Raw genomic sequence first — 12,875 nt, forward strand, 5'->3', positions numbered from 1 at the left:
AATAAGGAAAAAATAGAGGCATGCTAATTATTAAGTAAATGGTATCCTTATAAAAGGATTTAAACAAATGTTTATTTTTGTAAATTATATAAATAACTAATTTTTAAAAAAAATTAATCAATTCCATTTTTAAGTAAGGACTCATAATTTTCATTTAAAAAATCATCACTTATTTTAAAATTCTTAGTAAAATATTGATCAATTTCAAAAGTGTTTATTGAAAAATAATCAAAGGTTTTAATTTTTTCTTCTCAACCTTCATAAATATACTTTGAATTATGGTTTTGAGCTAAATTTTTTTTAAAGTTATAATCTATTTTGGGAGCAAAAAACATTAATTTTGTTTCCAAATTATTCTTTTTTTTAACTTTTAAGCTATGTCTTAAAATCGGTAGAATCTCATTTTTTCTAAGCGCCTCGCTATCTCTAAGTAATGTTACTTCTATTACAATGTTTTTATTATCACCTATGAGTATATTTCCATCTGGTTGATTTCCTGAAGCAAATCTGACAGGCTTTAAATTCATATCTAGAGTACCATTATAACTTATTTCAAAGTTACTAATACTTTCATATTTTAGATAAAATATATGTCATAAAAAAAGTATAATAAAATACTCCATTATAGAAGGTAAACCAACTTCTGTATCAATTTTTAGAATTTGATTAATATATTCAAGCATTTTAGTTTGATTTGAATTTGAATACATTTCAATAACTTGTTTACATTGTTCAAAATTATATGGAATTTTTTTTAGATACTCATTACCTATACTAATATCTAATTTTATTTTATTAGAAAATGGAATAATTATTTCTTTTATATCAAATAAATCTCAGAGAAATTTTTTTTCAGTATTACATTCAGAAAAATTAAAATATGTATCTAAATAAATGAGAAATTCAAGATAATTTTCATTAATTAAAAAAATCTTATTTGTATTGAAATTACCCAATGATAAGTCTCTAAAGAATCTTCCATTAATATCAAGATAATCATCAATAAGGGTTTGCTCTTCAATACACTCATTTAATAATATTGATAAATTAGTTTCTTTAATATTATTAATATTATTATTTAAATAATCAATATTTTTATTTAAATAAATGAATGTTTCCTTTTTACTATTCATAAATTTGCTTATATTACTATCTATCTTTATTAAAAAGTTATTAATTATTTTTACTATTTTATCAGATCTTTCAGTAAATTTATAATCAGAATCTTGAATTAAAAAATTTTTATTTGAGTCAGTATTATATACATAATCTATAAATTTATTAAATAAGTTTATAGATTTGGGTGTTTTTGATCATTTATATTTTCTCAAATCCTTAATATTTTTTTCAGGAATGCATTCATAATTTGAACTTCTAAGAAAATTCATCATAGTATTTTTTTGAATTGTTAAAGTATCTTTATTTTGAATCATTAATTCAATTAATTTTGAAAATGGAGAATAATTAGTATCAATTTTTTCAAATTTTGACGATGAAGGAATTTCCAATTTTAAAAAAAGAGAAATAAATATTATTGACGCATAGTCTATTTTACAATATTTAAAAATTTTTAATTGATATTCATCAAATTCTTCTCTATTTAACTTAAAGTAAACATCATTTCCTAAATTAGTTAAAAAGTAAAATTTATCCTTTTTATAAGCAAGTTTTAATCACAATAAAGTTTTCATAATCAGATGAATATCAGATTTTTTTGAAGGTTTTGGTTTTCTTTTATATCCTTCTTCAAATAATTTTTCATAAATAAATTCACTTGTTATATCGATATTTAATTTTACATTTTCAAAAATTAATTTAATTATAAATATATATAAATTAATTTGTTTTTTTGTTCTAGAAGAAGTATCTCCAAGTCTAATAATGCCCATAAAAACCCCCTAAAAATTTTTAATAATAACTTCAAGTGTATTACCCTTATTTTTTCTTTGATAATTTGAATTATCATATTTTACATTAACTTCAATGACTTTATATTTATTCTTTTCTATTCAATTTTTCAAAATATTATTCCTTTTACCATTACTTATAATAACATTAGATAACATAAATTTATACTCCCTTTTATTAAGCATGTCTAAATAAGAAAGTAATTTTAGTTCTTCATTTTCATTTCAAATTTTATTATATGTAGCTGTTGTAATAAGATATGGTGGATCAAAATAAAATATTGTATCTTCAGTATTCAATTGCATTAAAAGAATTTTTTCAATAAAATTTGAGAAATGTAAATTATAAAATTCGCATTTCTTTTTTTTAATTAATTCACAATATTTAAAAATCTTATTTTCTACGTTTTTATTATAAATACTTTTACCAACAGGAATATTATAATCTCCATTTTTGTTAAATCTAATTTGATTATTAAATGAATAAAGAATTAAAACAAATAATTTAAAAATATCCTTATCTTTATTAAAATCTTCTCTTAAATTTAAATAGAAATTTCTATTATAATTCACTAAATCAATTTTGTTTAAATTTGATTTATCGGAAACTAATTTATAATTTGTAATTATTTCAATAATTTTATTATTTATAAAATCTGGTGTATTTTCATAAAATATTTTTAAAAATAGTATCATATTTCTATCAATATCATTTAAAAAAATTTTATTAGCTGAAGAATTAATTGATACTGTACCTGATCCAGAAAAAACATCTATAAAATTATTAACTTTAAAAGGCAATTGTAAATATATTTTTTCTAATAATCTATTTTTATTTCCAAGATAATTAATTGGACTCTTTATGAAACTATTTTTCATTTTCTAACCTCTGTAAAGACTTTTTATAATACTCTTTATCAATTTCTGAACAAATAAAATATCTATCGTTTCTCTTACAAGCAACTGCTGTAGTTCCTGAACCAGAAAATGGGTCAAGTATTAAATCACCAGCATTTGAATGAATTTTTATTAATTCTTCAATCAATTGAAGATTCTTTTGGGTTGGGTGAATTCTTCTACTACCCCCTGACGGGATAGGTAATCTAAATTCTGGTCTTAAGTATTTATCAATACTTTTATCAATATTAAAAGTTCATTTAGCTCCTTTTTTTACTGCCCATATTGCTCATTCAAAATCCGTTACATATCTTCTTTCAGTATTTCTTGGCATTGGATTATTTTTTATTCACCTTACTAAATCCTTCACTTCAAAACCGCATTCTTCAAGAGCTTGAGATATAAGACCCATATTTTTTCAATCATTAAATATAATGATCGATCCATTTTTTTTAATTAAGGGAGTAACTTCTCTAATTCAAGTAACCTGATCAAAACCGTAATCTCACATTCCAAAATCTATTCCAGTTCTACCGATAGTGTTAAAATTATTATCCTTACTAATATTATATGGAGGATCAGTTATAACTAAATCTACTGTTACTTTTAAACTCTTCATCTCTTCAAAAAGTTTATGACATGATATATTTTTAATAGTATTTTTCATATTAACTCCCTTTAAAAAATCTCTTTTATTATAGCAATTAAAGAATGAAAAATATAATCTAGTTTTATTAAAATTGATTATTTGGGATATTATATATAAATTAAATTTTAAAATCCTCTATGAAATCCAACATTAAAGTTTGTCAGTTTCTTCATAATCTTTCTCTATTTTTTTTGATATCTTCTACTTTATTAATAATTGTTCTTTCATCAGATTCAATTCCATCAAGTGACTTTTGAATAATTCCTTTGAAAGTTTCAAATGATTTTAATTTTCATGAATTAAATCTTTCAAATACTTCATTATTATCAGTTTTTTCTCTTAAATTAGATTCAATTATTATTAATCTTCTTACCATTGCACATACAAATACAAAGTTATCTGGATCAGCTATTAAGATATTTTTATTTTTTTGTGATACTAAAAATGGTACTTTAAATTTTTCACTAGTGCTTGTTGCAACAAGAATTGCATAATTTGCACCTTCCTTTGCCATGTCTTCTGTTAATTTTGGCTCTCAAGTATCTTTTCATTCACCGTTTTTACATTCAAAAACAATTTTTCCTAGATCTAATTCCTTTTCTCTTACAACTTGTAAAAAATCTGCTTTAGTACCTGTTCTTGTAATTTTGTGAACCTCATCACCAGTTGAAGCTGCTAATTTTCTTAGTTCTAATTCAACTTCGTTTTCTCAGTTTTCACCTTTTGTTTTATTATTCAAAATTCTGTTTGTTGCATTTGCTATTTTTAAATCGGTAATTTCAATTTCTTTTGTTGAAATTACCGACTCATATTTTGCTTTTAGTTCTAATTCCCGTTTATTTAACATTAATTGTTTTTCATTTTCAATATTTTTTAGATCTAGTTCAAATTTAGTTAGTTTTCGCTCTAATTGAGACTTTTCTTTTTCGAAATTTGAATTTAATTCTAATTGAATACTTTTAATTTTTTGTTCATTTAATTTATCAATTGATTTTGCTTGTAATTCAAGTTCTTGAATTCTATTATTTTTTTCTAATAATTCTTTTTGTTTTTCTTGTACAAATCTTGATTCAAGTTGGATTTCCAATTCTTTAATGTCTCTTAGATTATTGCTTTTGACTTCTTGTAAATCTCTTGTTAAATTTTCAATTGTACTTTTTAAAATAGAAATTTCATTTTGTTTTTCAAGATTTAAATCCTTCCTTTGAGATTCTAATTCTAAACTATAAGTTTCTTTTAATCTGTTTGTTATTTCAACTTCAATATTTTTTCTTAAGTCTTCTTCTATATGTTTTTTATATTCAATAACACTTTCAGAATCTCTATTTCCAAGCGATAAAAGATCTATATCTTTTTTACACTCTGGACAATTTATTAATAATTTTTGCATTTTATTTTCCTCTTTTCTTTACAACAAGAGGAATTAGAACTTTTTTTATTAAGCATTACGTATCAAGAACTATTTTTCTATCAACTATAAGTTAAAATGTGTTTTATTTCAAATTGGACACTACCAACAATTGAATAATAACAAATAAAATAAAAAAAACAACCCTATAAGTTGTTTTTACATAGTTATATTTATTTCTACTATTTTATTAGTTCGTTTAAAATTAACTTTTAATAGCATTTAGTTAAATCACTAATTATTTTTCTTAAGAAAAATAATTCAAATGACAGACAAAATAACTAAACAAAATACCGAGCTTATCATGATTATAATTCCTGAGTTGATAAAATTAAAATTGAACATAATCACTCCAATTATTAAAATAATTAAAGAAATTAGAAAACCTAAAGTAATAAAAAGCCTTTGTTTCGAAGTTATATTCATTTTAATTTTCTATTATAGTTCTTAAATTATTATTATTTAAATTAAGAAGTGTAATAGCCTTTATATAATCAACATCTTTTAAAATCATTATAATTGCAGGTTTAACTTGCATATTTGCTTTTTTTAATGTTTCTATAATTAAATTTTCATCTTCAATTTTACAAATTGACTTAATAATATTTATACATCTATTTTCTAATTTAATATTTGTTGCAATAACATCCACCATCAAATTATCATAAACTTTATTAAATTTGATCATTGTAGTTGTTGAAATCATGTTTAAAACCATTTTGGTTGCAGTTCCTGATTTCATTCTTGTACTTCCAGTAACAACTTCAGGACCACTGTCTATTTCAATTGCAATATCTGAATGCATTTTAAATTCACTATCTTTTGTCATTGATAAAGAAATAGCTAAAGCATTTTTTTGTTTAGCATATTTTAATGCACTAATACAATAAGGTGTTCTTCCACTTGCTCCAATTGCAAAAACTACATCATTTTTATTGATATTGCAATTTTCTAAATCATTTATTGCAAGTTGTTCGTCATCTTCTGCACCTTCAACAGGTAATCTAAGAGCGATATCTCCACCTGCCATTATTCCATAGAACATATCTCCAACTCCATATGTTGGAAGCATTTCACTGGCATCTAAAACACCAATTCTCCCTGAAGATCCAGCTCCTATATAAAATACTTTACCATTATTTGAAACTCTTTTATAAATTTCATCAACAGTTTTTGCTATTACATCAAGTTCTTTTTCAACAGCCAAAGCTATTAATTTATCTTCATTGTTTATTGTTTGTAAAATGTCAAATGTAGACTTTAAATCAATATTTTTTGAATTTAAATTTATTGACTCTGTTGTTATATTTAATAAATTAATTTTTTTCATTTTTTATTCCTTTTTAAACTAGTTTATAATTTGATATTGATTCTTTTGTATCTTTATCAATTTTTGTTCATCAAACAACTCAACTTATTATTACACCTATCAAGGTAATAAAAACAAATGAATATAAAATTTTTGATTTTATACTATTTTCTTTTTTATAAACAGATTTCATTTTATCTGTCCCATTTCTTGCTATTTTTGAATAGCCAAAAAATGTACATAAAATTCCTGAAGTATATGTAAGAACTAATGCAGATAAATATATTAAAACTGCTTGTAAAACATTTCCATCAACTGTTGTCATCATGATTGCAGCAGTTAATCCTCCAGGACCAGTTGGAGCATTCATTCCAATACCAAGGTTAAATCAAGTGTTTAATGCACTTATATAAAAACCACCAACAGTTGCTGCAATACAGCTAATTATAAACGGTCTAACTCTTGGAAGTGAAATACCATATATTAGTGGCTCTCCAATTCCTAATATACCAGGTATTATAGCACCTGATATTTGTTTTCTTAAAATACTGTTTTTACCTGCCATTATTCACATAGCAATGGCAGATCCAACCTCAGCTGCTCCTGCCATTGCTAGAATTGGAAATAAACCATTAACTTTAGTCTCTTGAATTAAAGCAAAGTATACTGGTAAAAAACCTTGGTGTACTCCAAAAGCAACAGCAAATAAAAATATTCCAGCTAAGAAAGCTGCTCCAAATGGATTTATATATAAGTGCTCAAAGAATCAAGCAACCCCCATAAATACATAACCTGCTAAAGGTACTAATAAAAAGTAATTTACAAAAATCATTAAAAAGATTACTATAACAGGAGTTAAAATTGTATCAATTGCTCCTGGCATAAATGTTCTAAATTTCTTTTCAATAAAAATAGTAACTCCAACTGCCATCATTGCTCCAATTAATCCAGCATGAGCTGCACCTAAAAATGCAGTTTTAGCAGCTGTTTGAGTATTAATTGAATAGTTAATAAATCCAATTGTGAATCAATTTTTTTCGATATTTTCTAACTTAATAAACATACCTAAAAAGTTATATCCAACGATTCCTTCACCGTCAACTTTTACAGCCACAAACACGGCTGCAACAACCGCTCCAAAAATTGGAGCAAACATAGCAGCTACAATAGCGCCAATTCCAGGATTAGCTCCCCATTCTTCTGACATTCTTCATCCTACAGCAATTATAAATACACTTGTTAAAATTGTAAGCATAACTCCTAAAATTGTATTTCATGACTGAAGTGTTTCATGTCCTTCAAAATTATTATTAACAGATGACGCTATAATTCCAGCGATACCTGAAAGTATTCCTGTTCCAATAAAAGCTGGAATTAAAGGCGTAAATACTTTTGAAATTTTTGATAAAAATTTAGATACTTTATTGTCTCCTCTAAATTGTTTTTTGGCATCTTTTCCTACTTCATCTGCAGTTTTAAATTCAACATCATTTATTTTGTTTTCATTTAAATCACTTGCTTCAATTTTAGCAATTTTGGCAAATTCTGTTGCAACTTTATTGACAAATCCTGGCCCTAAAATTATTTGAAATTGATCTGATGCTGGATTTACTAACCCTAAAACTCCGTCAATAGTTTTTAATTTCTCAGCGTCAAAATTAGGTTTTGCAGTAATTCTCAATCTAGTCATACAATTAGTAAAAGAAATCAGATTTTCTGCTTTTATTATGTCTAAAATTTCTTTTGCTATTCTTTCTTGTTTTAACATTTTTCTTCCTCCAAAAATATTATATTCACAAGAATTTCAAATACTATATAAGGACACTAAAGTAAAACCATTTCCACAAATAGGAAATGGTTTTACTTATACAAACTATCTAATAATTTTTGATTATAATACTTTATATCTTTTGAATAAATATATAAAACCAATTTTGATATTAAATAGAACATACTCATTCTTGATTTAATTGATAATGTTCTTATTAGATTTTCTGAATCATCAATGTACAATTTTATACTTGATAATTTTTCTATAGTATTATTTGATTTCTTGGTTATAGAAATTATATTTAAGTTTCTTTTTTTTGCAAGTGTAACTATTTTAACTAACTCTTCAGTTTCACCAGTATATGAAAAAACCCATAACAAATCATTTTCTTTTGCATTAGATATCCTTGCATATAAACCATGTAAATCCTTATTAGTTTCAGCACTATATCCAAACCTATCTAGGCGAGACTTTAATTCATAGCAAACCGATGCATTTGCTCCTGCACCTAAAATGAAATTGTAATTTGCTTTTAATAATAGATCATGAATTTTTTCAAAATCCTTAATTTGATTTAAATTCGCAGTATTTTCAATTGGTTTGAAAATCATTTGATGCTCAAATAAATTGAAATTGTTATTAATAAGTACTTCTTCAGGTTGTTCATTAGTTAATAAAAATTTAAATTCAGAAAATCCATCAAAACCATTTTTTTTGAAATATCTTGATATAGAACTTTTAGATAAAAAAGATATTTTTGCTAATTCTTCTATATTTAAATCAATTTTATTTGAATGTAATTCATATATGTTTTTTAGCAATAAATTATTGTCCTTATTTTTTAATAAAAATACATAAGCAGATTTTTTCATTCAATTTAATCCTTCATATTTTCTTAAGTAATCTAATTATACTTTATATTTTTAAGAATAAAATATAAATTACATATTGATTTTCTATTAGAAATTTTAAGCAAATTTAAAAAATTAAATATCTATATTAAAAAACCTTTTCTAAATTACAAATATATTACATAAAGTATTATATTTATATTTTAAAAAAGGTTTATAATCAGTATTTGATTTTTATGTAAAAATAATCTTTACTGAATATAATATACTTACAAATTATATTTATTATTTTTTTATTTTAATAATAATTTATTTCAATTCAAAGTTTACCTTCTAAAAAAGGTTCACTAAAACTTTTACTTACAATAACTTCTAATTGTAAAATACCCATTTTGTTTTGATCAAAAAGTTCGTGAAATTGTTCTTTGTAAATAAAAATATCATCTTTTGATTCATTTCATCATAAAGAATAATTACCACTTTTATTACCAAATCCTAATTCTACATCTTTTAAATACATTTGTTTTTCAATTTGATCTTCCAATATTCCTATTACTTGATTTGGAGGAACATCAATATCATTATTAAAAGCTTCTAATATATTTTCTTTTTTCATATATATTTTTGGCATTTTGATATTACTTATATCATTATTTTTTAATGCTGGAGTTCCTGGAAATTCTTTAAATGCAACAGTTCCTAAAACTGCTGATTCACTAGAAGTTTCAGGTTTCATTTGAGGTAAAACTTTTTTAATATAAAAGTATTCTAGATCATGTAAAAATAGTTTTTCATTATCCGAAGTAGATAAGCTATATTCATCTCCATATTTATCTCATAAAACAAACTCTTCAAATATTGTTTCACAGATATTGAAATCTATTTGAAATTCTCTGATAAGAATTTCTTGAAAATGTTTTAAAAAATAATTTTTGAAACCATCTTTAAACTCTGCAAAAGATATTAAATTAATATCTGGGTCAAAAATATCTTTTGCAAATCATTTTTTATCCCTAATATAATCGAAGCTTGTTTTGGTTTCAACATCATAAATTATTCTTATCTTAAAATCTCTTTCTTCCATACGTTTAAACTTTAATGAACTATATTTTGTTTGAAAAATAGATAATTTAAACTCGAAAAAACCATCAATTACTTTATCAGAAAGTTCTATAAATAATCTATATTCAAAAGGTTGTTCTCCTTTTTGATTTTCTGGATTTTCAAATGTTGCTATTTGATTAAATTTATTAATATTAAATGAATTATTATAATAATCTTTGGCACTTGAACCACCAGGGAATTTATTTAAAAAATTATAAAAGTTTATTGGACTTGTTGGATCACCAAATATATTTATTGGATAAGAATTAAGCTTAATTTCAGACAATTTTGGTATATCCGTACCTGGAATTGGTGGATTATTGCCACAACCTACTGTATAAATAGCTGGATAGACACTTAAATTAAAAGCTAATAAGTATAGTAATTTTTTCAATTATTTTTTAAAATGTATATCTTCTATATTTAATTGAGCACCAGCTCTTGCATAATATGCATTAATTCAATTAGCTTTTGCAGCTACTTCAATTCTGAATTTTAATTTTAACTTATTTTCTTTATCATTATTATCACTGTTTATTTCTGCAGTAGCTAAAGTTTTATTTCAGTTTACTCCACCATAATATGATTCATTTCAAAGTTCTACTTTTTGTCCATTAAAATCAAGAAATGTCTCTTTTTTAGGAACTGTTTTTCATTTGTCTTCATTAAAAGTTTTACATTTATACTCTCCAGAATAATTAAAACTAACACCTTTAAAAGCTTGTCTTAATTTTGTAAAACCAAATTCAATATCATAGGTAATATTATATTCTCTACTATCAGTTTTAGTTGAATTATAAGCTTCTACATGAATTTTTTCAGATTTTCATTCCTCAGCTAATTTTATTTCTGATTCAAAGAGAACTGTTGCATTTCCTTCTAAACGTTCTGATTTAGCTTTAAGTTCAAGTGTTTTGTAACTTACATCAACTATTTCAACATCATCACGTTGAATATTTGAATTTTTCTCAAAAAATCTGTTTACAATCATTTCTTTTGTTGGGTTTTTAAAAACTCCAAGATTTTTTATCTTTATGGCATCTGATAATTTAATAACTTCTTCAACTGGAGGAATAATTTCTCCATTTGTTAGTGTCAAATCAAAAGTCATAAAACCTGAGTATCTTTCATTTTTTGGAGAAGCCATGATTTTTATCACAAGCTTTCTCTCTTCACCTGGTTTTGGAATAGTGTTTGGCATTCCAACAAATTTTCAATCTTCTTTATAAAAGATAACATCAAATAAAGCATCAGAAATAATTTCATTTTCTGCATTACTATTAAGCATATCCATTAGGATATAATCAATTATTTCTTCTTCAGTAGTTCTAATGTTAACTCATTCTAAATCAGATGTAGTATGATTTGTTTTTTCATTTTTTAATAAAATTTTTGCATATTCATTATTATTGTTTAATACATTATTAGGATTACTATTTTTAATGGTTGCAACGGTTGGAGAAGTTATTCCTACAGTTGCAAGCATTCCTAATAAAAAATTCATTATTGCTTTTTCCTTTCGATGAGTCATTAATTCATTAATGCTCACCATTATTTTAGAATTATAATGTTTAAAAGGCCTTTTAGAAATAAAATAAAAAATCTACTTAAAAGTAGATTTTAGTAAAATGATTTTAATTAAGAAGATTTTTAAGGTCAGGCAATATTATTTTTCCTTGAGCAGTTTTTTCATTTCCTCCACCCTTTATATTATAAAGTGAGTGGGAGTTCATTTTTTCAATTGCACTAATTTGTGAATTTGATTTACAATAATATAATTTTGATCCAAAATCAATTATTTCCACATATGAATTTGGATTATTTTTTAAAATTAAATCACAAATAAAATTTAAATCTTTATTTTCTAAATCATTTTCTTGAATTAAAAAATAATTAACTTCTTCTGTTGAAGTCGGTTCAAAATCTTTATATTTCTTAAATAAAAAATCCTTTTTCTTTTGTTCAATTGAAACAAAATATTCTGGTATTTGTATTCTACAATCATTTGCAAGTGAATTAAATTTTAAATATTTTACTCAATCAATTTTTTTACCATCTTCTGCTAAATTCGCTCAGGCATATTTTAATAATTCTAGATTTTGATCTTTTCCATATATTCTTTCAGCTTTAATATACTTTTTAAGTAAATTACTTATTTCATTAAAGTCTTGATATAAAAAGTCCTTATACACTTTTTGAATTTCATCAATATCTGTTTTTGCATAAAATCTATAAATACTTTGACCTTTTGATTCATAAGAAGTTATTACAAATTCATCAATATCAATTAATGAATTTACATGAGTTCCACTACAAAGTTGAATTGAAGCATCTCCAAATTTTACAATTCTTAAATCACCTTCTAATTCTTTTGAATTAAATTCAATTGATAAGTTATAAACTTCTTTTGCTGTTTTTGCATCAACAATAAATTCTTCTTTATCTGCATAAGTTTTCATTTTTCTTTTAACAATGTTGTTTAATTCATAAATATTTGATCAGTTGATTTTATCTTCAATATACATATCTATTCTTAAACCTGTTTCATCATTAAAGTAACCTTTTCCAACACTTGTTGGATAAATTTCTCTTAATGTATCAAAAAGTAAATGAGCTGCACTGTGATTTTGACTTACTAAATCTCTTTGATGTTTATCAATTTTTGCAATAACTTCTGATCCTATTTGAATATTTTCAATTAACTCTGTTTTATGAACAACTTTATCTTCATGAATTGCAAGTGACAAAATTTTATATTCTTGACCTTCAAAAATAATTACTCCCTTATCTGCAATTTGTCCTGCTGATTCAGGAAAGAAAACTGTTTCTTCTAAAAATAACAAAGAGAACTTATCTTTGTTTTGAAATTCACTTACCTTAGTAGTGATTTCAAATTCACTATAGCCTTTAAAATTTTTTAACATATAAAAATTCTCCTAAATATATAAATAAATTATAAAATATAAAAGCATTTAAAAA

The 12,875-nt window shown here is 23.6% G+C and carries 10 protein-coding genes; all 10 read right to left on the minus strand.

The annotated features are described in order from the left end of the window. Positions 1 to 113: 113 nt before the first annotated feature. The 10 genes from SDIMI_RS02770 to SDIMI_RS02815 all read right to left on the minus strand — a co-directional run bounded on the left by SDIMI_RS02770 (position 114) and on the right by SDIMI_RS02815 (position 12,820). On the minus strand, positions 114 to 1,889 hold the full coding sequence (locus tag SDIMI_RS02770) for a PDDEXK family nuclease (RefSeq protein ID WP_020836478.1): 1,776 nt from the start codon (positions 1,887 to 1,889) through the stop codon (positions 114 to 116). A 9-nt stretch (positions 1,890 to 1,898) separates the two neighbouring features. Further along, entirely contained in the window at positions 1,899 to 2,786 is an 888-nt protein-coding gene (locus SDIMI_RS02775) for a Dam family site-specific DNA-(adenine-N6)-methyltransferase (protein ID WP_020836479.1), read from the minus strand. Further along, entirely contained in the window at positions 2,776 to 3,471 is a 696-nt protein-coding gene (locus tag SDIMI_RS02780; protein ID WP_020836480.1) for a DNA-methyltransferase, read from the minus strand. The genes SDIMI_RS02775 and SDIMI_RS02780 overlap by 11 nt, the downstream gene beginning before the upstream one ends. Before the next feature lie 100 nt (positions 3,472 to 3,571). Continuing rightward, positions 3,572 to 4,843, minus strand: coding sequence for a DUF2130 domain-containing protein (locus tag SDIMI_RS02785; RefSeq protein WP_020836481.1), 1,272 nt, complete (start codon positions 4,841 to 4,843; stop codon positions 3,572 to 3,574). A 445-nt stretch (positions 4,844 to 5,288) separates the two neighbouring features. Beyond that, a complete protein-coding gene (murQ, locus tag SDIMI_RS02790) occupies positions 5,289 to 6,191 on the minus strand; it encodes an N-acetylmuramic acid 6-phosphate etherase (RefSeq protein ID WP_020836482.1) in 903 nt (300 codons plus the stop codon). A gap of 13 nt (positions 6,192 to 6,204) precedes the next feature. Then, a complete protein-coding gene (locus SDIMI_RS02795) occupies positions 6,205 to 7,938 on the minus strand; it encodes a PTS transporter subunit EIIC (protein ID WP_020836483.1) in 1,734 nt (577 codons plus the stop codon). A gap of 92 nt (positions 7,939 to 8,030) precedes the next feature. Next, a complete protein-coding gene (locus tag SDIMI_RS02800; RefSeq protein WP_020836484.1) occupies positions 8,031 to 8,813 on the minus strand; it encodes a MurR/RpiR family transcriptional regulator in 783 nt (260 codons plus the stop codon). 277 nt (positions 8,814 to 9,090) lie between these two features. Then, positions 9,091 to 10,290 carry a hypothetical protein gene (locus tag SDIMI_RS02805; RefSeq protein ID WP_020836485.1) on the minus strand — a complete coding sequence of 400 codons (1,200 nt, stop codon included), beginning with the start codon at positions 10,288 to 10,290 and terminating at the stop codon, positions 9,091 to 9,093. After that, entirely contained in the window at positions 10,291 to 11,400 is a 1,110-nt protein-coding gene (locus SDIMI_RS02810) for a hypothetical protein (protein ID WP_020836486.1), read from the minus strand. Between the two features lie 130 nt (positions 11,401 to 11,530). Then, the gene (locus tag SDIMI_RS02815) at positions 11,531 to 12,820 is read right to left on the minus strand and encodes an alanine--tRNA ligase-related protein (protein ID WP_020836487.1); all 1,290 of its coding nucleotides are present in this window, start codon (positions 12,818 to 12,820) and stop codon (positions 11,531 to 11,533) included. Between the last annotated feature and the right edge of the window lie 55 nt (positions 12,821 to 12,875).

The organism is Spiroplasma diminutum CUAS-1, assembly GCF_000439455.1.
Lineage (GTDB): Bacteria > Bacillota_I > Bacilli_A > Mycoplasmatales > Mycoplasmataceae > Spiroplasma_A > Spiroplasma_A diminutum.